Source organism: Ensifer aridi (assembly GCF_002078505.1).
Classification (GTDB): domain Bacteria; phylum Pseudomonadota; class Alphaproteobacteria; order Rhizobiales; family Rhizobiaceae; genus Sinorhizobium; species Sinorhizobium aridi.
This window is the reverse complement of record NZ_LUAV01000014.1, coordinates 203,375-228,266: the sequence shown is the minus strand read 5'-3', so window position 1 is coordinate 228,266 and position 24,892 is coordinate 203,375. Positions and strand designations below refer to the sequence as shown.

The window sequence follows — 24,892 nt, the reverse complement described above, 5'->3', positions numbered from 1 at the left end:
TTTTTTAAGTCTCTTCCAGGTGACGAAGCACGGGACCGTCGTCGTCGGGATCGGCGCCCGGCAGGAAAGCGAGAATCGCCGCCATTGCTTGGGCGCGATAACGGTCGGCCTCATGGAGGAGTTCGTGGCGCCCGCCGTCGATCGGGATCAGGTGGCCGGCCCGGAAGTTGCTGGCCAGGTATTCGATGGCAAGATAGGGCACGAGCCGGTCGGCCGTCGGCGCGAGAATAACGGTTGGAACCGTGATCCTCGTCAGGTGCTCTCGCTCCATGACGTGCCGGATCGTCCGGAAGGCCTCGCTCAACCAGCGGGCTGTCGGAGGGCCAACCCTGAGGCGCGGGCAGGCGTCGATCAGCGCCAGATTGCGCGCGTAGCGGCGGCTGTCCGTCGTTAGCACGTTGTTCTCAAAGGGAAGATGCTTGCCCCTGTCGGCGCGCAAGGGCAGGCTTCCAAAGCCGAAGCGGCGCATGGATGTCGCAATCGTCACGGCGCCGCGCTCGCCGACAACTTGGCCGCTCAACCCCACGAAGGGAGCGAGCAGCACCATGCGCTCGATGCGGCTTGCGAGGAAAGGCGCAAGCGACAGGGCGACAAGGGCGCCCATGGAATGGGCGACGATCGAGAAGGGCAGGCGCGTGTCGGGCAGGACGATCTCGTGAAGGAAAGCGGTGAGATCGCGCTCATAATCGTCGAAACGCTCCACATGGCCGCGGCCCGGCTGCGGCAGCAGCCTTTCGGAACCGCCTTGTCCGCGCCAGTCGAAAGTGGCGACCCAGAAGCCCGCCTCCATCAGTTCGCCGATCGTCTCGAAGTATTTCTCGATCGATTCGTTGCGGCCCTGCAGCAGGACGATCGTGCCGCGAATGTTGGCCGCCTTCGACTTGAACACCGCGTAGCGGATCTTGCGGTGGCCGGCGCCATCGAAATAGCCCGCCACGGGATTGCCCGGCATCGGGTTGTCGGGCGTGGAATAAAGGATCGTCGTCATGGAGGCGGTGGCCGGATCGGAAGCGTTGATCGACTGCGATAGAACTGGAGCGGGATGTGGGGCGGAAAATCGCTCCCTTTTCCTCACTCTCTAGCGATAGGCGGCGGCCTTTCGTCCGTCAAAGAAAAAAGCCGGAAACGGTGGATGAAATCCGGACGATCACCGTTTCCGGCCGCTGAAGGAGAAGGGACATGTCACTTCAGCCCTGGGCCATTCCGCCCAGTATCTCTCTTTTAACACTCGGCGGCTGAACCGCGGCCGAACCGGCCGTTCATATGCGGTTCACGAATCGCCCGAAAAGTTCCTCCAAGGGGTCCTCTTGAACTCATGCGCGTGCGATCCCATGTCTTGGTCGCGGACGCCGATGACGGGTCCGTTTACCGGTCGCGCCACAGCCGGGATGGGGTGGCAGGCCAGATCGCAAACCGTTGCTCTTAAGGAGGACGACACCATGCGTCACTTTGATTTTTCTCCCCTCTACCGCTCCACGGTCGGCTTCGATCGCCTGTTCACCATGCTTGACAGCCTTGGCCAGCCCGAAGCGCAGACCTATCCGCCCTACAACATCGAGCGCACCGGCGAGAACGCCTACCGCATCACCATGGCGGTTGCCGGCTTCGATGAAAGCGAGCTTTCTGTCGAAGCGCGCGAAAACACGCTGACGATCAAGGGCGAGAAGGGCGAAGAAAAGGGTGAGGAAACCCAGTTTCTCCACCGCGGCATCGCCAAGCGCGCCTTCGAGCGTCGCTTCCAGCTTGCCGACCATGTCGAGATCAAAGCCGCTTCGCTGAAGAACGGCCTGCTCCATGTCGATCTCGTTCGCGAGATCCCGGAAGCAGCCAAGCCGCGCCGCATTGAAATCTCCTCGGTTACCTCGCAGCCGAAGCAGATCGAGGCGCAGAGCGCTTAAGCCCCGCACGAAGTTCGAGACCACGAAGCTCGAGACGAATGGCGGCGCCCTCAGGGGCGCCGTTTTTTATTGCGGCTTTGTTTCCCCCAATCCGCTCCAGCTCTCAACAGCCGGCGACGAAGCGGTCGACGTCTTCGGCTCGCGTGGCAAAGCTCGTCACAAGGCGGTAGAGGGCTTCGTCCTCGGCGAGGCTGCCCTTGAGATCGTGCGGCACCGGCCAGTCGTAGAAAAGCGCGCCTCGTTCCTGCAATCGTGCGGCGACCGCCCGTTTCAGCACCACGAAGACCTCGTTGGCATCGGGCGCCCAGGCGAGCCGGCTCTCCGCCGAAGCCGTGACGCCGTCGGCGAGGCGCTGCGCCATGGCATTCGCGTGATGGGCGAGATCGAGCCAGAGGTCGCCGTCGAGATAGGCGTCGAACTGGGCGGCGATGAAGCGCGATTTGGAAAAGAGCTGCGCCGAACGCTTGCGCAGGAAATGCATCTCGTTCGCCCTGGAGAGATCGAACAGGATCAATGCCTCGGCGCACCAGCAGCCGTTTTTCGTTCCGCCGAAGGACAGAAGGTCGACGCCGCGTTTCCAGGTCATTTCGGCCGGCGTCGCGCCAAGGCTGACGAGCGCATTGGCGAAGCGGGCGCCGTCCATATGCAGCGGCAGTTGATGCGATTTGGTGATAGAGGCGATCGCTTCGATCTCTTCGAGCGAATAGACGGTGCCGCTCTCCGTCGCCTGGGTCAGTGTGACCGCCATCGGCTGGCCGCCATGGACGTTTTCCAGCGGGAACTGGCGGATCTCCGCGTCGAGCTTCGCCGCCTCCATCTTGCCTCGGGCACCGTCCACAGGGTTGAGCCTTGCACCGTGGGAGAAGAAGGCCGGCGCGCCGCATTCGTCGACGTTCAGATGCGCCTCGCGATGGCAGAAGACGACGCCGCCCGCCCGGTTGGCGCTTGCGAGCGCAAGCGAGTTGGCGGCCGTGCCGGTGGCGACGAAGAAGACGGCGACGTTCTTCTCGAATATCTCCGAAAACCTCTTCTCCACCTTCCGATCGAGCTCGCTCGTCCCGTAAGCGGAAGCATAGCCCCCCGCATGCATCACCAGGCTTTCGGCAATCGCCGGATGGGCGCCGGCCCAATTGTCGGAGGAAAAGATCATCTTGACGTCACCCTGTTTCCACAATCCGCGCCCGATCAGACGCCCGTCGACGAGACCATAGCCAAGATCGAGCGCCAGGCAATCTGTCTCGTCCGGCGGGGAGCCAAAGCGAGACCAGTTTGAAACCAAAGCGAAGAAAGCGGTGGCGGCTCGTAATAAAATTTCAAAAGTGCGAAATTTCCGGCAATGTTCTGCAAAATCTCTGCCATTATTTGCGGCGGCGCCCTTGCGAAGGGGGGCGCTTTCTGGCATAGAGCGCATGAAATAGGACAGGTTTGCTGTCCTATTTCGGTCTAGGGACCGGAGCAATCGCCGGAAGGCTCGCGAAAAGCGGCTGCCGGCGTGGAGAGCGAGGGGGTTTCGCCGGATTTCATTCGGCCGTTATCACCTGCCATCAGGATGGTCGCGGACATTCGTGCCTGATGAAGCCGCGCTTCATTTGCGACCTGATCAGGATCATGCGACGATAGTGCCCCAGCTTGCCGCAGTGCGAAATGCGCGACGCGGCGATAGGCGTGCGGGCCGCGGTATGCCCGGAATCCCCGGGTGCAACAGGAGGGAATAGGATGACGGATCATTCGCCATCACAACGGTTTGGGCTCAACCTCGCGCAAGATGCTGCGACGGCTGTGAAAACGCCCGCGTTCCCGTCTGGACTGCCGCGAAAACAGGGCCTTTACGATCCGCGAAACGAGCATGATGCCTGCGGTGTCGGCTTCGTCGCGCATCTGAAGGGCGAGAAGTCGCATCAGATCGTGCGCGACGGCCTATTCATGCTCGAGAACCTGACGCATCGCGGTGCGGTCGGTGCCGACCCGCTGATGGGCGACGGCGCCGGTATCCTCGTGCAGATTCCCGACCGCTTCTTCCGCGAGGAGATGGCGAACCAGGGCGTGACGCTGCCGAAGGCCGGTGAATACGCCGTCGGCTATTTCTTCATGCCGCGCGACGAGAAGCTGATCGCCCATTTCAAGGACGTGATCAGCGAGGTCGTGGCCGAGGAGGGCCAGCATCTGCTCGGCTTCCGGGACGTGCCGGTCGACAATTCGTCGCTCTCGAAGGCACCGGATATCGCGGCCACCGAACCGCATCACGTACAGGTCTTCATCGGTGCCGGCCGCGACGCCGCCACGAACGAGGAGTTCGAGCGCCGGCTGTTTACGCTGCGCAAGGTGATCTCCAACCGAATCTATGCGGAAGCTGATGGCGGCGATCTCGGCTTCTATATCGTGTCGCTGTCGACCACGACCATCGTCTACAAGGGGATGTTCCTCGCCTATCAGGTGGGCGCCTATTACAAGGACCTTGCCGACGAGCGCTTCCAGTCGGCGGTGGCGCTGGTGCACCAGCGCTTCTCGACCAACACCTTCCCGTCCTGGAAGCTCGCGCACCCCTATCGCATGGTCGCCCACAACGGCGAGATCAACACGTTGCGCGGCAACGTCAACTGGATGGCGGCTCGGCAGGCCTCCGTTTCCTCGCCGCTCTTCGGCGACGACATCTCCAAGCTCTGGCCGATCTCCTACGAGGGCCAGTCGGACACGGCATGCTTCGACAATGCGCTCGAATTCCTAGTCCGGGGTGGCTATTCGCTCTCCCACGCCGTGATGATGCTGATCCCGGAAGCCTGGGCCGGCAACCAGCTCATGTCGCCGGAGCGTAAGGCGTTCTATGAGTACCATGCTGCGCTGATGGAGCCGTGGGACGGGCCGGCTGCGGTCGCCTTCACCGACGGGCGCCAGATCGGCGCCACGCTCGACCGCAACGGCCTGCGTCCGGCGCGCTACATCGTCACCAGCGACGACCGCGTCATCATGGCGTCTGAAGCCGGTGTGCTGCCGGTCACCGAAGACAAGATCGTCAAGAAGTGGCGGCTTCAGCCGGGCAAGATGCTGCTCATCGACATGGAAGAGGGCCGCATCATCTCCGACGAGGAGGTGAAGTCGTCGCTCGCCAGCAAGCATCCCTACCGACGGTGGCTCGATGACACCCAGCTCATCCTCGAAGAGCTGAAGCCGGTGGAGCCGCGGGCACTCAGGCGCGACGTGTCGCTGATCGACCGCCAGCAAGCCTTCGGCTACACGCAGGAGGACACCAAGCTCCTGATGTCGCCGATGGCGACGACCGGCCAGGAGGCGATCGGCTCCATGGGCACCGATACGCCGATCTCGGCGATGTCGGACAAGCCGAAGCTGCTTTACACCTATTTCAAGCAGAACTTCGCGCAGGTCACCAACCCGCCGATCGACCCGATCCGCGAGGAACTGGTGATGAGCCTCGTCTCGTTCATCGGTCCGCGCCCGAACATCCTCGACCACGAGGGCATGGCGCATGCGAAGCGGCTGGAAGTCCGCCAGCCGATCCTGACCAATGGCGATCTCGAGAAGATCCGTTCGATCGGCCATACGGAGGACCGCTTCGACACGAAGACACTCGATTTCACCTATGACATCTCGCGCGGCGCCGAAGGCATGCCGGAAATGCTCGACCGCCTGTGCGAACGCGCGGAAGCGGCCGTCAAGGGCGGCTACAACATCATCGTGCTTTCCGACCGGCAGATCGGCCCGGACCGGGTGGCGATCCCGGCGCTGCTGGCAACTGCCGCCGTTCACCATCACCTGATCCGCAAGGGGCTTCGCACGTCCGTAGGCCTCGTGGTGGAATCGGGCGAACCGCGCGAGGTGCATCATTTCTGCCTGCTCGCCGGCTACGGCGCGGAAGCGATCAACCCCTATCTCGCCTTCGACACTCTCGTCGACATGCACAAGCGCGGCGAATTCCCGAAGGAGGTCGACGAGAAGGAGGTCGTCTACCGCTATATCAAGGCGGTCGGAAAGGGCATTCTCAAGGTCATGTCCAAGATGGGCATCTCGACCTACCAGTCCTATTGCGGCGCGCAGATCTTCGATGCCGTCGGCCTTTCATCGAAGCTGGTCGATAAGTATTTCTTCGGCACGGCGACCACGATCGAAGGCATCGGGCTTGAGGAGATCGCCGCCGAGACCGTCGCTCGCCATAAGGCCGCCTTCGGTGCCGATCCGGTACTCGCCAACACGCTCGACATCGGCGGCGAATATGCCTTCCGCATGCGCGGCGAAAGCCATGCCTGGACCCCGGATGCGATCGCCTCGCTTCAGCATGCGGTTCGCGGCAATGCGGAGGACCGCTATCGCGAATTCGCGGCGATGATGAACGAGCAGGCGAGCCGCATGAACACGATCCGTGGCCTCTTCACCATCAGAGGCGCCGAGGAAATCGGCCGCAAGCCGATCCCGGTCGAAGAGGTCGAGCCGGCTTCCGAGATCGTCAAGCGCTTCTCGACCGGTGCGATGTCCTTCGGCTCGATCAGCCGCGAAGCGCACACGACGCTGGCGATCGCCATGAACCGGATCGGCGGCAAGTCGAACACCGGTGAAGGCGGCGAAGAAAGCGACCGCTACATGCCGCTGCCGGACGGCTCGATGAATCCGGAGCGCTCGGCGATCAAGCAGATCGCCTCAGGCCGCTTCGGCGTCACTACGGAATATCTGGTCAATGCCGACGTGCTGCAGATCAAGGTGGCGCAGGGTGCGAAGCCCGGCGAAGGCGGCCAGCTTCCCGGTCACAAGGTGGATGCGACCGTCGCCAAGACCCGGCATTCGACGCCGGGCGTCGGCCTCATCTCGCCGCCGCCGCACCACGACATCTACTCGATCGAGGATCTGGCACAGCTCATCTACGATCTGAAGAACGTCAATCCGGACGCGGATGTCTCGGTGAAGCTGGTGTCCGAAGTGGGTGTCGGCACGGTGGCGGCCGGCGTCGCCAAGGCGCGCGCCGACCACATCACCATTGCCGGCTTCGACGGCGGAACCGGCGCGTCGCCGCTCACCTCGCTGAAGCATGCGGGCAGTCCGTGGGAGATCGGCCTTGCCGAAACCCAGCAGACTCTCGTCTTGAACGGCCTGCGCTCTCGCGTTGCGCTCCAGGTGGATGGTGGTCTGAAGACCGGCCGCGACGTCGTCATCGGCGCGCTGCTCGGCGCGGACGAATTCGGCTTCGCCACCGCGCCGCTGATTGCGGCCGGCTGCATCATGATGCGCAAGTGCCATCTGAACACCTGTCCGGTCGGCGTCGCCACCCAGGATCCGGTCTTGCGGAAGCGCTTCAAGGGTACGCCGGAACACGTCATCAACTACTTCTTCTTCGTTGCCGAGGAGGTGCGCGAAATTCTCGCATCGCTCGGCGTGAAGAAGCTCGACGACATCATCGGCGCCTCCGAACTGCTCGACCGCGACCGGATGATCGAGCACTGGAAGGCCAAGGGTCTCGACTTCTCGAAGATCTTCCACAAGGTGGAGGCTCCGAAGGAAGAAACCTATTGGACGACTCGGCAGAACCATCCGATCGAGGACATTCTCGACCGCAAGCTGATCGAGAAGGCGAAGCTGGCGCTCGAAACCAAGGTGCCGGTCGCCTTCGAGGCCGAGATCAAGAACGTCGACCGCTCGGCCGGGGCGATGCTCTCGGGCGCGCTTGCGAAGCGCTGGGGCCATAAGGGGCTCAAGGACGACACGATCCACGTCACGCTCAAGGGCACGGCGGGCCAGTCCTTCGGCGCCTTCCTTGCACGCGGCATCACCTTCGACCTGATCGGCGACGGCAACGACTATGTCGGCAAGGGCCTTTCGGGCGGACGCATCATCGTCCGGCCGCCGGAGAACGCGAGGATCGTGCCGCACCAGTCGATCATTGTCGGCAACACCGTGCTCTATGGGGCGATCTCGGGCGAGTGCTACTTCAATGGCGTCGCCGGCGAACGCTTCGCCGTACGCAACTCCGGTGCAATTGCGGTCGTCGAAGGCGTCGGCGATCACGGCTGCGAATACATGACCGGCGGTGTCGTCGTCGTGATCGGCGGCACAGGCCGCAACTTCGCGGCCGGCATGTCCGGCGGTGTTGCCTATGTGCTCGACGAGGAGGGCGATTTCGCCCGCCGCTGCAACATGGCCATGGTCGAACTGCAGCCGGTGCCGGAGGAAGACGATATGCTGGAGAAGCTGCACCATCACGGCGGCGACCTCATGCACAAGGGCCGGGTGGACGTCTCGGGCGATATGACCCGTCATGACGAGGAGCGGCTCTATCAGCTCATCTCGAACCACGTGCACTATACGGGTTCGGCGCGCGCCAAGGAGATCCTCGAGCACTGGACGGATTACCGGCCCAAATTCCGCAAGGTCATGCCGGTCGAATACCGCCGCGCGCTCGAAGACATGGAGCGCATGAAGATGGCGGAAGCGGCCGAGTAACCGGCCCTCGTGACAGCGGCCCCCGATCCGGTCTCCGGTGGCGGGGGCGACCACGCGCGCCTCGGGGCGCCTGTTTCAGATTTGAAGATATCAGGATCGTAAGATGGGCAAGGTTACTGGGTTTTTGGAGATCGACCGGCAGGTGGCGAAGTACCAGCCGGCATCCGACCGCATCCGCCACTTCCGTGAATTCACCATTCCGATGTCCGACCAGGAAGTGCAGAAGCAGGCCGCTCGCTGCATGGACTGCGGCATTCCCTATTGCCATGGGCCGACCGGCTGCCCGGTGCACAACCAGATCCCGGACTGGAACGATCTCGTGTACAACGGTAATTGGGACGAGGCGATCCGTAACCTGCATTCGACCAACAACTTCCCGGAATTCACCGGCCGCGTCTGCCCGGCGCCCTGTGAGGAAGCCTGTACGCTGAACCTCGAAGACGTGCCGGTGGCAATCAAGACGGTCGAGCAGGCGATTGCCGACAAGGCCTATGAGATGGGCTACATCGTGCCGCAGCCGGCCGTCACCAAGACCGGCAAGAAGGTCGCCGTCATCGGTTCCGGCCCCGCCGGCATGGCGGCTGCCCAGCAGCTTGCCCGTGCGGGCCACGAGGTCCACGTCTACGAGCGCGAGTCGAAGCCGGGCGGGCTGCTGCGCTACGGTATTCCCGACTTCAAGATGGAGAAGAACTTCATCGATCGTCGCGTCGAGCAGATGAAGGGCGAAGGCGTCACCTTCCACTGCGGCGTCAATGTCGGCGTCGACGTGGCCGTCCAGAGCCTCATCGACGAGAACGACGCGGTGCTCTATTGCGGCGGCTCCGAGACCCCCCGCGACGCCGCCATACCCGGCGTGGAGTTCGTCGGCGTGCATGACGCCATGCCTTATCTCGTACAGCAGAACCGCCGCATCGGGCGCGAGAACATCGATAGCGTCGGCTGGCCTTCCGAGCCGATCCTTGCCGGCGGCAAGCATATCGTCGTCGTCGGCGGCGGCGATACGGCCTCCGACTGCGTCGGAACCGCCTTCCGCCAGGGCGCCGTCAAGGTGACGCAGCTCGACATTCGCCCGCAGCCGCCGGAGAAGGAGGACAAGCTCGCCGTCTGGCCGTTCTGGGCGACGAAGATGCGCACCTCCTCCAGTCAGGCCGAGGGCGCGGTCCGCGAGTTCCAGGTCGCCACACTCGAATTCATCGGCGACGAGGACGGCAACCTGACCGGTGTCAAGTGCTGTCAGGTGGATGAGCGCCGCAAGCCGGTCGCCGGCACTGAATTCGTCATCAAAGCCGATCTGGCCTTCATCGCCATCGGCTTCCGTGGTCCGTTCACCAGCAGCGTGCTCCAGGACCTCGGCGACAAGCTGACGCTCAACACCGACCGCCGCGGCTCGACCAACGTCGTCGCCAACGAGCGGGATTACAAGACATCGGTCGAAAAGCTCTGGGCGGCCGGCGACGTCCGCCGCGGCCAGTCGCTCGTCGTCTGGGCGATCCGCGAAGGCCGGCAGGCGGCGCGCGCGATCGACGAGGCGCTGATGGGCTCGACGGTGCTGCCGCGGTAGTCAGCTTTGAGCTGCCTCCTATGGGGCTCATAGCTTAGCGGGGACATTTGCGGGCGTGCGGTGCCTCATGTACCGGTGTCATCCTCGGGTCAAGCCAGAGGATGACGGCGGAGAGGGTGGCAATCGAGATTCACCGAGCAGTCTTCGCCGGTGTCGGATTTCCTCTGCCAAACAGGCGCCCGCGCTCAATTCCGCGTCAAGGGCCTGCTGATCACCGTCTCCGGCTTCGCAAGCCGGAAATCATCCACGCGTCCAGGCGGAGCGGCGACGACCTCGCCTTTCTCGATGAGAAGATCGCGGGGGCTCTTGCCGGTACTCTTCAGCGGCGCATTGCCGCCGAGCAAAGCGGTGGCTCCGTCGAGTTCCGGATCGGTCAGACTGATCGGCTGCGTCTTGACGATGTCTTCGTTGGCGAGCGGTGCCGTGACGACTAGGTCCTTCAGTTCCTCGGCGCCGGGCACATCGGTCGTGGCTGCGGCCTCTCCCAGCAGCTTGCGGATGTCCTTCTCGACATAAAAGGCGAGCTTGCGCTTGCCTGCCTTCGTCAGGTTGATGCCGTCCGAGCCGCGCAGGCGGACCTGCTGGCCGTTGATATCTGAGCCTGTCAGGACGAACTTCCCCTCCTCGTCGACGAAGCCGTCCCATATGTCGATGAACTGCCCGCCCACCTTCTCCACTTCCTCGCGATAAATGCCGTTGAAGGTCACCATGTCGGCGGTCATGGCGGTCGACTGGAAGGGCGGCATGCCTACCCAGAGCACGGGCAGATTGTCCTTGCGCGCGAGCGTCGCGAAAGCGTTGACGCGCTTGCGATATTCTTCTGTCCAGAGATCGGTGCGGAACTTCTCTTTCACATCGCCCGTGCGCATTCCCTGGCGATCATTGGCCCCGAGGCTGATGACGATGACGGAGGGTTTGAGTTCCGCGATGTAATCGGGCAGGACCTTCGGCCAGTCGAAATAGTCGTTGCGGACAAGGCCCGAGGAGCCGTTGGCGCGTGTCTCGACTGCAATGCCGGGCGTCATTTCGAAGGCAACCTCCAGGCCGTCGCCGAGGCTGTCGGCGACGAAGTCGCCGATGACCAGAACTTTTTTCGCATCCGGCGACTTCTCGACGACCACGGGCGCCGGCGGCGGTGCTATGGCGGGCCGAGGCTTTGCGGTGCGGCTCGGGCGCGACCGTTGCGGCTCCGAGGGCTGCGCGCGACGTTTCTGCACGCGCCGCGGCCGGGGCTGGCGTGGAAAATCGTATTGATCCTCGTAATAGATGCGTCTTTGGGGAGTGAAGACGCCGAAGAGCCTCTGCAGCATATTGCGCCTCGGGACCGGCTCTTGCGCCTCGGCCATGGTGGCAAAGAAGCCGGTGACAAGCATCGCCGCGGCAGCCGCGAAGACTGGCGCAAAACGCATGAGAAGCGACCCTTTCCCGGCATCTCTGGTTCTAAACATGATTACTTACCGTCGAATGGCAGGGTATGCTCTCACCATACGCCAATTCACGGCGATTTGGGATCGAAGATCGCAAATCGCCGTGACTATGGAAGAGTGGCGAGTTACTTGCGCAGAGCGCGCAGAAGATGCTGCGTTGGCTCGCCGTCCGGCGTCAGACCGTTCTGCGTCTGGAAGGCCTGGATCGCGGCCTTCGAGCCGGAGCCGAAATTTCCGTCCACTTCGCCGTCGTAATAGCCGAGTTCCTTGAGGCGGTTCTGCAGTTCGAACTTCTCGCTGATGTCGAGCGAGCCGTCTGGACGCGGCCAGCGCTGCTGCATGCCGGCATAGCCGGCGATCTGATCGGCAAGCAGGCCGACGCCGAGGGCATAGGAGTCCGAGGCGTTGTAGCGCTTGATGACGAAGAAGTTCTTCGTCATCAGGAAGCCCGGCCCGCTGCCGCCACTCGGCAGCTTGAGTTCGGCCCGCATCTTCGGATTGCTGAAGCCCTTGCCGCCCGGGCGGACGAAGCCGAGTGCCGCCCATTGGCCGAGCGTCTTCGTCTGCCCGGAATACTTCGCCGCATTGCCAGGCGTCACAACTTCGTAGCCCCAGGTCTGGCCCGGCTGCCAGCCGTTCTTTCTGAGGAGATTGGCGGCAGTCGCCAAGGCGTCGGGCACGGAGTTCCAGATGTCGCGGTGGCCGTTTCCGTCGGCGTCGACGGCGTAGAGGAGATAGCTTGTCGGAATGAACTGCGTGTGCCCCATGGCGCCAGCCCACGAGCCCGTCAGTTCGCGCGGGGTGATATCGCCGCTCTGCAGGATCTTCAGCGCCGCGATGAGTTGAGTCTTCGCGTATTTCGCCCGCTTCGGGTCGGCATAGGCGAGGGTCGCTAACGCCCGCGGCACGTAGTGCAGCCGGTCGTCCTTCTGGAGGATCGCGCCGTAGTTGGATTCCATGGACCATATGGCGAGGAGGATCGTCCTGTCGACGCCGAAATGCCGCTCCAGGGCGTCGAGCGTGCGCCCATGCTTCGCCGCCATTTCCTGGCCGATGCGCTTCGTGTACGGGTTGACTCGCGCGTCGATATATTCCCAGATCTTGTGCTTGAATTCAGGCTGGTAGGCAGCCTTCTCGAGCACGGCCGGGTCGGGTGTCTTCACGCCGGCGAAGGCCTTGCGGTAGGTCGCCTGGCTGATGCCGCTCTTTGCGGCGGTCGCGTAGAAGTTATTGATCCAACTTTGAAAACCTTGGTCCGCAAGGGCCGGCAATGGAGCGAAGGCGGCGGCAAAGACGAGAGCGGCGGCGATATGTCTGAAGAACGTCCTGCGGTTTCTGATCATCTGCTGTCGGTTCCGTTTCTCGGCGGAGCGTTCAGCCGGCGTTCATGCCGGACCGACTACTCCGGGTTTTGCAATGTTGCCCGCACCAGGCCGCTGGAAGGGCAGCATGCGGTTCTTCTAGGGACCGAACGGCGGTGGCCGTATCGGATCGATGGAGAGCCTACAGAAACGAAGTCAACAAAGTCTTTACCATGAAAAAGCCGAGTCGTCTTCCTTCGTAAAATATTGGCAAACGGCGACTAATCCCAATCCAATTTGCCTATTTCAGGTTAGACTGAGAACCACTGCAGGAGGTGTCTATGACCGACAAGCGTAAAGTCCGCAAAGCCGTCTTCCCCGTCGCGGGGCTCGGGACGCGTTTTCTTCCCGCTACCAAGGCGGTGCCGAAGGAGATGTTGACGGTGGTGGACAAGCCGGTCATCCAGTACGTCGTCGACGAGGCGCTGGAAGCGGGCATCGAGCATCTGATCTTCGTGACCGGTCGCAGCAAGGCGGTTATCGAGGACTATTTCGACATCCAGGTCGAACTGGACCAGACGCTGCGCGAGCGCAACAAGAAGGCGGAGATCGAACTGCTCGAAGCCATGCTGCCGAAGGCCGGCACGACGAGCTTCACGCGCCAGCAGGCGCCGCTCGGGCTTGGACACGCGGTCTGGTGCGCGCGCGATCTCGTCGGCAACGAGCCTTTCGCGCTGCTTCTCCCGGACATGATCATGAAGAGCGAGAAGGGCTGCCTGAAGGGCATGGTCGAGCTCTATGAGCAGAGCGGCGGCAATGTCGTCGCGGTCGAGGAATGCGCGCCCGAGCAGGCACACAAATACGGCATCGTCGGCGTGGGCGAGAAGATCGGCGACGGCTTCAGGATCACCAAGATGGTCGAGAAGCCGGCGCGAGGCACGGCGCCCTCGAACTTCTTCATCAACGGCCGTTATATCCTGCAGCCGGAAATCTTCCCGATTCTCGAGCGTCAGGAGCGCGGCGCCGGCAACGAGATCCAGTTGACCGACGGCATGGTGAAGCTTGCTGAAAGCCAAGCCTTCGCCGCTTACCACTTCCGCGGCGAGACCTATGACTGCGGCGCCAAGGACGGCTTCATCCTGGCGAACGTCGCCTTCGCGCTCGAGCGCGGCGATATCCGTCCCACGGTCGAGGTTCCGCTCAAGGCGCTGCTGCAGGGACTGAAGTGATCCGGCCCTAAATTGCCGAATTGGGCCGCGTCTTCGGACGCGGTTTCCAGGATCGAGGTGAAGCCCGGCCTCAGCGCCGCAAGGTCAGACCCACGCCGACACGCGTCGTGTCGCTTGAGGGGCCGTTATCCCGGTTCGTGCGTTCGTAACTCACGTCCCCGGTCAGCGCGAGGTAGCGGCTCATGTCCCAGGTGAGACCGGCGCCGGTACGCCAGGTGGCCTCGTCGGAGGAGGCTGCATCCGATGGGAAGTCGCGTAGCGTCAGGCTGTTCGAGAGCCTCGCAACGAGTGTCGAGCGCAACTGGTGCGTGATCACGTTGGTCAGCTCGTAATTGATTGAGCCAGCCTCGCCCGGCGTCGTCGACGGGTCGAGATAGGTCAGCAAACCGAAGAGGACGTCCGTTCCGCGACGCGGCGACCAGTTGACGCGTCCGTCGACGGAGAGGCCGCTCAAATCGGCGAGCCGGTCGTCGTCGAAGCGGAAGGTCTCGTAGCCGAGCGCGAGCTCTCCATTGAGCTTCTCGCCGAGATCGACCTCCATGCCGACGCGGCCCGCATAATTCTGGTAGGAGCGCTCGAAACCGAACATGTCCCGGCGCAAGTCATAAATCGACCGGCCGGCGGAGGCCTCGAGGAAGGGGATGAGGGCCGGCGAAAGCTCGTAGCCGACGCGGCCGGTAAGGGTGCCAAGATTGCGGTCGCGGTCCCCTTGTGAAAGCGTCGTGCCGTTGTCGAGTTCGACATCGCCGTAGGTCCTGCGTTCGAAATCGAGGCCGACGGAGCCGCGAAAGAGGCCGAGGTCGCGCTCGACCGCCGCCCCCAGCCGATAGGTGTTTACGCCCGATTGCGTCTCGGCATTGGCGATGGCGTTCGGGTCGTTGGCGTCCTCGCGCTCGAAGCTGTAGCCGGCTCTGAGCCTCGCGATCGTCTCGTCGCTCAAGTCGAGGCGCAACTCGGCGTCGATGTCGGCGCGCGGCTCCTCCTCGCCTTCGCCTGATATGGTGTCCTGCAGCACGCCTTCACCCGTGACACTCAATTGGTGGCGAGACCAGTCGGAGGTGAGCGATCCCTTGAGCCCAGTTTCCAGGAAACTCCGGCTCTCGCTGCTGCCGCCGTTTTTCTGTCGTTCGTGATTGAAGGTTTCGCTGAGTGCCGGCTTCAGGACGAAGGTGCCGATGCGGATACCGGGTGCCTCGCCGGCATCTGGATCGATGCGGGTGCGCAGGCCGTCGATCGTCTCTTCGCGCCGGTTCAGGCGGTTGAAGTCCTCGTCGAGTGCGGGAGGCAGGTCGGTGCCGGCGACCGCACCGGTCATCTGCGGGTCGGTGGTGGCCGGAACATTCACCGCCGGGGCCGCGGCTGTCGCGGCTCCATTGCCCGCGAGCGGCGGATTGCCGAGGCTTTCCGCGCCCGCCGGCGTGCAGACAAGGACGGCACAGCCCGCGAGCAGCCACGCCCGCTTTGCCGCAAGCAGGGCGCCCGCCGTGATCGAGCGTGAAATTCTGGGCACCATCTGCCGTCTATCCGCGAAGCTGATTGCAGTCGTTTCCCAATGGTAAAGGCACGTGGTTAACCAATCGTATCTTAAGGGGAAATCGCTCGCGAGGCGGGTTGGGGAATCCCTTAAAGCCACCCTTTCAGTTCGCGGCGCACCACGTGGTTGAGCACCGCCATGCCCTCCGGGCTGTCGTTGAGGCAGGGAATATGCGCGAATTTCTCGCCGCCGCTATGGAGGAAGCTTTCGGCCGCCTGACCGGCGATCTCCTCGAGCGTTTCTAGGCAGTCGGAGACGAAGCCGGGGTTGATGACCGCGATGCGCTTCACACCGTCCTTGGCGAGTTTCTCGACGGTTGCGTCCGTATAGGGCTGCAGCCACTCCTCCGGTCCGAAGCGCGACTGGAACGTCACCATGAGCTTCTCCTTTGGCCAGCCGAGTTTTTCGCGCAGCAGGCGAGCGGTTTTCTGACACTGGCAATAATAGGGATCACCAAGATCGAAGTAGCTCTTCGGTATGCCGTGGAAGGAGGCAAGCACCACCTCCGGTTCCCAGTCGAGCGTTGCGAGGTGACGCTCGATCGAGGCGGCGAGTGCATCGATATAGACCGGGTCGTCATGATAGGGCGGAACGGTGCGCAGCGCCGGCTGCCAACGCATCTTCAACAACGCCTCGAAGGCCTTGTCGTTGACCGTTGCGGTCGTTGCGGCCGCATATTGCGGGTAGAGAGGGAAGACGAGGATGCGTTCGCAGCCCTCTTTCTGCAGCGCTTCCATGCGCGAAGCGATCGACGGCTGACCATACCGCATCGCCCAGTCGACGATGACCTGCGACTGATCGGCAAAGCCCTCCGCCATGAGTTGGGCTTGGTTGCGTGTGTAGGTTCTGAGCCAGCTTTCGTTCCGCTCCTTGTTCCAGATGAGCTCATAAGCCTTGCCGACCTTGCGAGGGCGCGTGTTGAGCACGATGCCGTAGAGGATCGGATACCAGAAAAGCCGCGACCACTCGATGACGCGCCTGTCGCTCAGGAACTCCTTGAGGTAGCGCCGCATCGAGGCAAAATCGGTGCCGTCCGGCGTGCCGAGATTGACAAGCAGCACGCCTATTTTCCCGAACTGGACAGAAGGGTGCGCGGCGGCGTTCGGTGCGGCGGTCATGGTATTCCTCACGGGTGCTGTAGGGCTAATAGGTGGGAGAGCGCCTTTTAGTTTCAAACTCTTCTAAGAAGAAAAGCCGGCGCGGGAAAGCCCGCGCCGGCCAACAAGGTCGAGGCAAATTGTCTTACTCGGCCGGAATCGCGAGCTCCCGGCCGACCTCGAGCGCCCGTGGTGCCGGGTCGCCATTGGCCGCAGCTATCTTCTTCCATTCGGTGCCGTTGCCATAGAAGGACTCGGCGAGATCCCAAAGCGTATCGCCCTTCACGATGACGTGTTTCTGCGGGCCACCGGCAGTTTGCGCTGGGGGCTTCGGTGCCGCTGCGGTTTCGGGTGACGCCTGGGGCGTGGGTGCTGCGGCGCCGCTCTCGGCCGGCTTGGGTTCGGCAGCCGGTTCGGTGGCAGGCGCTGCTGCCGCGGCGGCGACTTCTGTAATCCGGCCGTCGGTATACGGCTTGAATGGCTGATGCGCGGCAAGGTAGTCGGCAAGGACCGTTTCCAGCCCCGGGCCGTAATCGTAAGCGTTTTCGCCCTTGGTCTCGAAGACCGAATAGCCATCGCCGCCGCCGCGCATGAAGTTGTTGCTGACGAGCGAATAGGTCTTTTCCGGATCGAGGGGCACAAAGCTCTCTCCCTCCTTCACTTCGACCGAGACCAGCCGGCTGCCGGCGGGCTTCGAACGGTCGAAGGAGAATTTGAGGCCCGCTACCTGTGGGAACCGGCCGCCGCCTTCCTCGACTTGGCTGAGGCCGTTTTCGAGTGCAGCGCGGATGTCGGCGCCCTTCAGTTGGAAGGTCGAGAGCGTATTCTGGAAGGGAAGCACGGTAACGACTTCGCCCATCGTCACATCGCCGCCGTCAATCGAGGCGCGCAGCCCGCCGCCATTGGTGATGGCGATCGTCACGCCCTGGCCCTTCGTACGGTCGAGCATGGCATCGGCGACAAGGCTGCCCATCTCGCATTCCTTGGCGCGGCAATTCTCGCGCGATCCGTCGATCGGCGCTTCGGTCTTGGCGATGACCTTCGAGCGCAACTCTTCGATGGGCTTGGCGAGCTCCTTGATGCGCGCGACGACTGCCTCGTCGGGCTTGACGGAGGAATCGACGAGGACGGAGTCGCCTTTGGCGGTCTTCACGACACCGCTGTCGTCGAATGTGACGACGAGGTCGCCGAGATACTTGCTGTAGGAGCCGGCCTGGACCACCGGCACCTTGTAGCCGCCGGGGTTGTCGACCATCGTCGGGTAGGGGCCTTCGGCCTTCTCGTCGGTGTTGGAGAGGAGGCTGTGCGAGTGTCCGCCCACGACCACGTCAACGTCCGGGATCTTGGCAATGGCAGCGAGGTCGCGCGGGTAGCCGACATGGGTCAGCGCGACGATCTTGTCGACGCCCTGCTTCTTCAACTCCTCGACGGCACTGGTGATCGTCGCAACGTCCTCGCCGATCAGGATGTCCGGACCCACCGAGGAGAGTTCCGGCGTGTCGTTGGCGACCGCGCCGACGATGCCGATCTTTTGGCCGCCGAGATCCAGCACGATCGAAGGCTTGATCCGATCGCCGATCTTCGACTTGTGGCTCGGCAGCACGTTGGCGGTGACGACGGGGAAGGTGACCTTGTCGAGGAAGCTCGCAAGTCCGTCCTCGGCTTCGTCGAATTCGTGATTGCCGACGGTCATCGCGTCGAATTTCATGAGGTTCAGGAACTCCGCCTCGGCGGTGCCCTTGTAGGTCGTGAAGAAGAGCGATCCCTGGAAGTTGTCGCCGGCATTGAGCAGAAGCACGTTCTTACCAGCGAGTTCCTGACGCTTCTGATCGATCAGTGTCTTCAGGCGGGCGACGCCGCCGAAGCACTCGTTCTTGCCTTCTTCCTCGGCCGAGCAGGTCGAGTCGAACTTGTTGATCGATTCGATGCGCGAGTGAAGATCGTTGATGTGCAGGATGTTCAATTCATAATCGGCGAAAGCGGCGCCTGACGAGAGGGCGACAAGGGAAGCGGTGATGAGGCCGGTTCGCATGTATCGGATCATGATGTGCTCCTGTTTGCCTGTTGCTGCCGGCCGATTTCCAGAGCCTTGACCGGGGCGTGCATACGGCTTTTCCGCCCGCATCTCGCTTCCTGATCCAAGAGTTCCCCTCCTCGGCCGAGGCGGTTTCCCGGGGCGATGTTTTCACCAGTCGAGAGTGACTTCAAGCGATAAACACATGTCTTCTTTGCCGGATTCCAAATAGGGTTAAGCCAGCTCAGAAATAGAAAAGGCCCGGATCGGGGCCTTGTTTGTCGGATGGTGCACTCAGCCGCGGCGCGCAAGGGAGAACTGTGCACCCGAGTCCGTCGTGCAGTTCAGCTGAGTTGGCGTCGCCAGCGCGCAGTTCACTCTGGACTGGGTGTTGCGGACGAGCGATGTCATGTTGATCTCGACGAGCGTCGGGTTGACGTTCACATAGGTCCCGGAAGCGAGAAGCTGGTTAGTGTCGGTCGTGCGTGTCGAGAAGGTGCCGCCGGCGAAGGTGGAGACGATGCCGTTCGGGTCGACCCACGAGCCTTCGACACCCGACGTCCGATTCGACGGCACTTCCCGGATTTGTCGCGGTGAAGACTGACAAGATGCCAGCAGCGCGGCGGTTGCCAGGAGGGTCAGAGTGGCGAATGGCTTCATCGGCTTTTCTCCCGCGTCATGAGTTGGAGCGGGATGCGAACGCAAAACCGCTACACACTTTTGCTCGCCCGCTCTAGCGCACATTCCGCTCGACCGGAACCGTCCTGGCGGCAAATGAGCAGCGATCTTGGGCGCCGCAGCGACTTTATCCGGCAGGCGTTGCACTCGCGCCGCAGGGCGGGCCGCCTCATTTCGCGCAGAACATGCCGCGATCAAGAGTTGAAAGCAAGAGTGGAAGCGAGCGTCGTGCTTGACCCACATCTATGAAAAAGCCCGGAGCGGCGTCGCTCCGGGCTTGATTTCGACCGTTTCTGGCGAGATCAGCGAACGAGAATGTTCCGGAACTGCCAGGGGTCCCTGGTATCGATGTCTTCCGGGAAGAGGCCCGGACGGCCGTCGAGCGGCGTCCAGTCGGTATAGTGGCCCTCGACCGGACCGAGGTAGGGAAGCTGCACTTCGAGGCAGCGTTTGTAGTCCATCTCGTCCGCCTCGACGATGCCCGCTTTCGGGTTCTCGAGTGCCCAGACCATGCCGGCGAGAACGGCGCTCGTCACCTGCAGGCCGGTGGCGTTCTGGTAGGGCGCGATGCGGCGGGTTTCCTCGAGCGACAGCCGCGAGCCGTACCAGTAGGCGTTCTTCTCATGGCCGTAGAGCAGGACGCCGAGCTCGTCGATGCCGTCCTCCAGTTCGGTCTCGTCGAGGACGTGGTGCACCGGCTGCGGCGTGCCGCCATTGCCGAACATCTCGTGCAGCGACAGCACCGCGTCGTTCGCCGGATGGTAGGCATAGTGGCAGGTCGGGCGATAGATGGCTTCGCCATTCTTGTCGCGGACCGTGAAGAAGTCGGCGATCGAAATCGATTCGTTGTGGGTGACGAGGAAGCCGTATTGCGGACCGGGTGTCGGACACCAGGTGCGCACGCGGGTGTTGGCGCCCGGCTGTTCGAGATAAATCGCTGCCCTGCAGCCCTTCTTGTGCTTCTTCGCGTTCTTCGGCATCCACTCTTCGTGGGTGCCCCAGCCGAGCTCTGCCGGCTGCATGCCCTCGGAGATGAAGCCCTCGACCGACCAGGTGTTCCAGAAGACGTTGAGCGGTTTCGGGTGCTTGGTACGCTGGGTATCGCGCTCGGCGATGTGGATGCCTTTGACGCCGGCCTTCTTCATCAGTTTCGCCCAGCCTTCGCGGTCGTCCTGATGCGGCTCCTCATATTTAATGCCGAGGTCGTCGGCGAGGTTGAGGAGCGCCTTCTTGACGAACCAGGAGACCATGCCGGGATTGGCGCCGCAGGTCGAAATCGCCGTGGTGCCGCCCGGGTTCTTTTCCTTTTCACGGCGCACCGTTTCGCGCAGCGCATAATTGGTGCGGTCGGCATTGTCCATTTCGGTGTCGAAATAGAAGCCGAGCCAGGGTTCGACGACCGTGTCGATGTAGAGAACGTCGAGCTTGCGGCAGAGCTTCATGAGGTCGAGCGAGGACGTGTCGACCGAGAGATTGACGCAGAAGCCCTGGCCGCCGCCTTCGGTAAGGAGCGGCTTCAGGAGCTCCTTGTAGTTGTCCTTCGTGACGTAGGCCTTGACATGGCGCACGCCGTGACGCGTGAAGATCTCGGTGTCCTTGGCGTCCTCGCGCGGCTCCACCACGATCAACCGGTTCCTGTCGAATTTGAAGTGGCGCTCGATCAACGGCAAGGTGCCGTGGCCGATCGAACCGAAGCCGATCATCACGATCGGGCCGGTGATCTCGCCGTAAACCGGGTAGGTGGTGTCTGCCATTTTTGTCTTTCTCCTGAGAACGTCTCTGTGCAGAGGTTGAATGGGCGCAAAGCGCGCCTGGTATTCCGTCCTGTGCCTGCTGCATGACTTAAAGCCATGCAGCAACTTGAAGTGCTGCAGCGGCCTTGGCGCGTCCGAATAGACGCGCGGCGCTGTAGAGCACAGATTCCTGTCACAATAAAGGGCCGGCGGGTCAACCGAGACTTAAGACTTTGCTTAACCGGCGATCTCCAGCAACGCCGCGATCAGGGCTTCCCGCTTGCTGACGAGTCCCTTGTAAGCGGCTTGCGGAAGCGTGAGCTCGCTGAGCTGGCCGATGAAGGACCGGGTAAGCGCAGCCGCATCCGGCCGGCGTCTCAGCGCCGATAGCGGATCGGAATAGATGCGGATGGTGAAAACGATGGCGCCGGTCTGCGGCAATTTGCGCAGGGTCTGCCGTTCGACGCGGATGAAAGTCCCGTCTTCCGCGAGCGTCACGGCCTCGGCGCCGATTCCCTCGGATTTGGATTTCGGCAGATGCAGCGCGCCGTCGACGTTGACCGCCCAATTGAAGCGCTCGACCAGCCGGCCAGGGGGCAGCTTATCGAACATGCGGACGATCAGCTCCGCATTGCGGGTGCCCGCTTCGAAGCCGGGCACGGGCGCGTGAATCTCGTGCATCGCCCGGCCGAACTTCTCGGCGAGCGACCAGGAGGAGGGAAAGGCGACATAGGCTGCAGTCAGGCGCCAATCGCCCTCCTTGCATTCCATGATCGCCAGATCGTCCTGCACCAGCGATCCGGCCGTCACGAGCGCGGCGTCGCGGCTCAACGGCACGCGACGCTTGCCGACGACCATCGCATCGCCGTCGCGCCGATAGATGTGCGGGTAACAGCGCGGGAGGTATTCAACCAAGCTGTTCAGCAGCTCCGCCTGAGCCGCTTCTGTTCCATCCCCCGCAACGAAGACAGCATCGCGCTGCCCCTCCAGCAGCCTGGCCTTCTCTTGCAGATAGTAGTCGAGGGCGTCGTCCGGTTCTATCCATCGCTCGGGCTCGAGTTGGACAAGCCCGATCGTGAAAGGCTTCGACGAGCCGTCGTAAGGCGTATGCTTCATCCGCGATGACCAGACTGTTTTCGCCGTTTAACCATTCTCTTCCGTTTCGCATGCTATTCGGCTTGTCACAAGCGTCTCACGCCATAGCTTTTATTGCGTCGTCCGTTTCGCGTTGTGATTGATATTGCTGTTCGAGCTGGAGCTGACCGATCGTGTCCGGTGATCATCTCAAGACCCTCATGGGCTTAGAGGCAACAACGCCCGTACTGATCGCGCTCTATGACGCCCATGATCGGCTGCGCTACGCCAATGCGGCATTTCGTTCCGCCTATCATATCGGCGAGGACGAGACGCCGACCTGGGCGGAGATCATGCGCCGCAACTACGGCGCAGCCAAGGGCACAGTCCTCAGGACCGACGATATCGAGGCCTGGATCGCCTCGACCATCCACCGCCGCGGCAAGGTCCCGTTTCGCGCTTTGGAGACCGACCTGCACGACGGCCGCTGGTTGTGGATGACGGAGACTGTTGATGAGAAGGGCTGGATGCTGTGCATCGCCGTCGACATAACCAATGTGCGGGCGGAGGAGCGCAAATTGCGGCAGGACCGCGATTTCGCCTTGCGGGCCGTGCAGGTGGACCAACTGACCAATGTACCGAACCGGCGTTACACGATGGAGAGGCTCAACGAGTTCATCCAGAACTGCAGCGAGAACCCGCACATGTGGGGCTGCGTGGCGATCATCGACATCGACTATTTCAAGGCGGTCAACGACCGCTATGGGCACAGTCGAGGCGACGAGGTGCTGCTCGATTTCGCCCGACAGATGCAGGAGTTCGTCCGTCGTTCGGACTGCTTCGGTCGGATCGACGGCGAGGAATTCATGCTGATCCTGCCGGACACGACCGTCAGCGAAGCGAATCTCATCCTCGATCGCCTGCTCGACAAGGTGCGCACCGCAAGGCCGCTTTCTAACATCCCGGAGTTTTACTACACCTGCTCGGTGGGGCTTGCGGAGTACCGCGAGGGCGACACCGTCAGCGATATCTATTTGCGCGCAGACGAAGCGCTCTATCTCGCCAAGCGCGATGGGCGCGACCGTGTGAAGCGTTATACACTGCCCGGATCAGACCGCGAGTTCAGCCCGGATCAGACCTCTTAAGGAATTGCCGACGTAAAGGCGCCCGCCCTTGAGATCGGTGGCCGACAGCCGTTGGACCCGTGCTTGCCGCTGGCAGATGAGCTCTGTGCGCAGTACCCCCTCGAGCAGGCCGCAGGAGATTGGCGGAGTTTTCAGCGTTCCGCTGCCGTCGTCGAGGAAGATCGAGGTTATCGTGCCTTCGCAGACTTCCCCTTTCTCATTAAGCAGGATCACCTCGTCGGCGTCCGCCGGCGGAAACTCGTCGCGCGCCGCGTCGTAGACGCCGCGCCGGGTCGTTTTCATCCGGAGTAGCCTGTCGCGGGAATCGAGCCGTGTGGAAGCGATCCGTAGGCGCCACAGGGCGTCGCCGGAAAGCGGCGCAAAGGTCGCCGTCGTCACTGCTATGGCACCTTCGCGGCCGAGCGTGAGGCGGACGCGCAGCGGTGTTGGCGCTTCGGCAACGGCGCGGTTCAACTCCGCTTCCGCCGCGGCGGCACCGACAAAGCCGAGACGCCTGGCGGAACGCTTCAGCCGCGCCAGATGCAGCTTCAGCCGGGTGAAGCCATGCTCCGGCTCATACCGCAAGGTCTCGATCAGGGAAAAATCGCTCATCGGGCGATCTCGGCATCGCCGACGGCGAAGCGGGCCTTCAGGAGGCACTCGTCGTATTCGGCCTCGGCCTTGGAATCGAAGACGATGCCGCCGCCGACATTGAAGACGGCCCGGCCGTCGGGGAAGAGGGAAATGGTTCGGATCGCGACGTTGAAGCGCATCACGCCGTTCGGGGCGATGAAGCCGATCGCGCCGCAATAGGCGTCGCGCGGGCCGGACTCCAACTCGTGCAGGATCTCCATCGCCCGCATCTTCGGCGCACCGGTGACGGAGCCGCAGGGAAAGAGCGCGGCGAAGATCTCGGCTATCCGTGTGTCCGGCAGGAGCTTCGCCCTCACATGGCTCACCATCTGGTGGACCGTCGGGTAGGTTTCGACGTCGAAGAGCTTCGGCACATCGAGCGTACCGACTTCGGTGACGCGCGAGATGTCGTTGCGCAGCAGGTCGACGATCATGCGGTTCTCGGCCTGCGTCTTCTCGTCGCTGCGCATCGCGGCGATGATCGCCGCGTCCTCTTCGGCCGTCGCGCCGCGGGGCGCTGTGCCTTTCATCGGATGGGTCTCGATCCAGCCGTCGGTATCGACACGGAAGAAGAGCTCCGGTGAGCGCGACAGCAGGATCGGTCCATCGAGCGCCACGAGTGCGCCGTATTTCACCGGCTGGCGCTCGATCAGCGACCAGAAGGCGGCGAGCGGATCGCCGGACCAGCGAGCGTGGACTGGCATCGTCAGGTTCGCTTGGTAGCAATCGCCCTGGCGCAGGTGCTGGTGCAGCTTGTCGAAACGCTTTCGATAAACGGAAAAATCCCAGCCGGCGCGAGGCTCCGAGAGGAAGGGCTCGTTTTCCAACCGTCGCCGCGGCGTGGCGAGCGGATGCTCTTCCGCCGGCGCATCGAAGATGCCGAAGGACATCAGCGGCGTTTCCCGATTCTCCTCCGCAAAGGGCGCAAGCTTTTCCTCGAAGAGATGACCAGCTTCGTAGGCCATGTACCCCGCGATCCACTTGCCACCGCGGTGGGCCGCTTCGACCTCCTTGAGGCCGTGGTCGAATTCCGCCTTCGTTCGTGCCGTGACGATGCGCGAAGGTTCGGCGAAGACCGTGGTGCGGTTCTCGCTGTCGTCCCGGAAGAGGACATAGGGCGCGTGTTCGATCATCGAGGCCGATCGCTG

17 protein-coding genes are annotated in these 24,892 nt (G+C 62.8%); 5 read left to right on the top strand and 12 right to left on the bottom strand.

From position 1 onward, the window contains the following. Positions 1-4 precede the first annotated feature (4 nt). Complete coding sequence (locus AYK65_RS14345; RefSeq protein ID WP_046116501.1) at positions 5-988, bottom strand: alpha/beta fold hydrolase; 984 nt, start codon at positions 986-988, stop codon at positions 5-7. Between the two features lie 451 nt (positions 989-1,439). Between AYK65_RS14345 and AYK65_RS14340 the strand changes: the two genes are divergently transcribed. Further along, positions 1,440-1,898 carry an Hsp20 family protein gene (locus tag AYK65_RS14340; RefSeq protein WP_046116500.1) on the top strand — a complete coding sequence of 153 codons (459 nt, stop codon included), beginning with the start codon at positions 1,440-1,442 and terminating at the stop codon, positions 1,896-1,898. A gap of 103 nt (positions 1,899-2,001) precedes the next feature. On the opposite strand, the gene AYK65_RS14335 is transcribed toward AYK65_RS14340, so the two are convergent. Further along, positions 2,002-3,048 carry a threonine aldolase family protein gene (locus tag AYK65_RS14335; protein ID WP_046116630.1) on the bottom strand — a complete coding sequence of 349 codons (1,047 nt, stop codon included), beginning with the start codon at positions 3,046-3,048 and terminating at the stop codon, positions 2,002-2,004. A gap of 629 nt (positions 3,049-3,677) precedes the next feature. On the opposite strand from AYK65_RS14335, the gene gltB reads away from it, so the two are divergent. After that, a complete protein-coding gene (gene gltB / locus AYK65_RS14330; RefSeq protein ID WP_476700515.1) occupies positions 3,678-8,339 on the top strand; it encodes a glutamate synthase large subunit in 4,662 nt (1,553 codons plus the stop codon). Between the two features lie 103 nt (positions 8,340-8,442). Next, positions 8,443-9,900, top strand: a complete 1,458-nt coding sequence (locus AYK65_RS14325; RefSeq protein ID WP_026616236.1) for a glutamate synthase subunit beta — start codon at positions 8,443-8,445, stop codon at positions 9,898-9,900. Between the two features lie 185 nt (positions 9,901-10,085). On the opposite strand, the gene AYK65_RS14320 is transcribed toward AYK65_RS14325, so the two are convergent. Together AYK65_RS14320 and AYK65_RS14315 are read right to left on the bottom strand one after the other, a co-directional pair. After that, positions 10,086-11,348 (bottom strand): SGNH/GDSL hydrolase family protein, encoded by a 1,263-nt coding sequence (locus AYK65_RS14320; RefSeq protein WP_026616237.1) that lies wholly within the window; start codon positions 11,346-11,348, stop codon positions 10,086-10,088. 104 nt (positions 11,349-11,452) lie between these two features. Further along, positions 11,453-12,670, bottom strand: a complete 1,218-nt coding sequence (locus tag AYK65_RS14315; RefSeq protein ID WP_026616238.1) for a lytic murein transglycosylase — start codon at positions 12,668-12,670, stop codon at positions 11,453-11,455. A 299-nt stretch (positions 12,671-12,969) separates the two neighbouring features. Here AYK65_RS14315 and galU point away from each other — a divergent pair, with 299 nt between their 5' ends. Beyond that, complete coding sequence (gene galU / locus AYK65_RS14310) at positions 12,970-13,857, top strand: UTP--glucose-1-phosphate uridylyltransferase GalU (RefSeq protein ID WP_026616239.1); 888 nt, start codon at positions 12,970-12,972, stop codon at positions 13,855-13,857. 70 nt (positions 13,858-13,927) lie between these two features. On the opposite strand, the gene AYK65_RS14305 is transcribed toward galU, so the two are convergent. The 6 genes from AYK65_RS14305 to AYK65_RS14280 form a co-directional block, all read right to left on the bottom strand. Beyond that, positions 13,928-15,370, bottom strand: a complete 1,443-nt coding sequence (locus AYK65_RS14305) for an outer membrane beta-barrel protein (RefSeq protein ID WP_081158811.1) — start codon at positions 15,368-15,370, stop codon at positions 13,928-13,930. A gap of 110 nt (positions 15,371-15,480) precedes the next feature. Further along, positions 15,481-16,509, bottom strand: coding sequence for a ferrochelatase (gene hemH / locus AYK65_RS14300; RefSeq protein ID WP_046116496.1), 1,029 nt, complete (start codon positions 16,507-16,509; stop codon positions 15,481-15,483). A 124-nt stretch (positions 16,510-16,633) separates the two neighbouring features. Beyond that, positions 16,634-18,532: a 5'-nucleotidase C-terminal domain-containing protein gene (locus AYK65_RS14295; protein ID WP_081158810.1), complete on the bottom strand. Its 1,899-nt coding sequence runs from the start codon at positions 18,530-18,532 to the stop codon at positions 16,634-16,636. Between the two features lie 264 nt (positions 18,533-18,796). Next, positions 18,797-19,162: an outer membrane lipoprotein Omp10 gene (omp10, locus tag AYK65_RS14290; RefSeq protein ID WP_026616243.1), complete on the bottom strand. Its 366-nt coding sequence runs from the start codon at positions 19,160-19,162 to the stop codon at positions 18,797-18,799. A gap of 320 nt (positions 19,163-19,482) precedes the next feature. Next, positions 19,483-20,934, bottom strand: a complete 1,452-nt coding sequence (locus AYK65_RS14285; protein WP_081158808.1) for a homospermidine synthase — start codon at positions 20,932-20,934, stop codon at positions 19,483-19,485. A 216-nt stretch (positions 20,935-21,150) separates the two neighbouring features. After that, positions 21,151-22,029 carry a heme-dependent oxidative N-demethylase family protein gene (locus AYK65_RS14280; protein WP_026616245.1) on the bottom strand — a complete coding sequence of 293 codons (879 nt, stop codon included), beginning with the start codon at positions 22,027-22,029 and terminating at the stop codon, positions 21,151-21,153. Between the two features lie 152 nt (positions 22,030-22,181). Between AYK65_RS14280 and AYK65_RS14275 the strand changes: the two genes are divergently transcribed. Next, positions 22,182-23,132 (top strand): sensor domain-containing diguanylate cyclase, encoded by a 951-nt coding sequence (locus AYK65_RS14275; RefSeq protein ID WP_081158807.1) that lies wholly within the window; start codon positions 22,182-22,184, stop codon positions 23,130-23,132. Here the strand turns inward: AYK65_RS14275 and AYK65_RS14270 are convergent. Then, positions 23,097-23,723 (bottom strand): aminotransferase class IV family protein, encoded by a 627-nt coding sequence (locus AYK65_RS14270; protein ID WP_026616247.1) that lies wholly within the window; start codon positions 23,721-23,723, stop codon positions 23,097-23,099. The two genes, AYK65_RS14275 and AYK65_RS14270, sit on opposite strands and share 36 nt — an antisense overlap. Further along, positions 23,720-24,877: an aminodeoxychorismate synthase component I gene (locus AYK65_RS14265; protein ID WP_081158806.1), complete on the bottom strand. Its 1,158-nt coding sequence runs from the start codon at positions 24,875-24,877 to the stop codon at positions 23,720-23,722. The genes AYK65_RS14270 and AYK65_RS14265 overlap by 4 nt, the downstream gene beginning before the upstream one ends. Between the last annotated feature and the right edge of the window lie 15 nt (positions 24,878-24,892).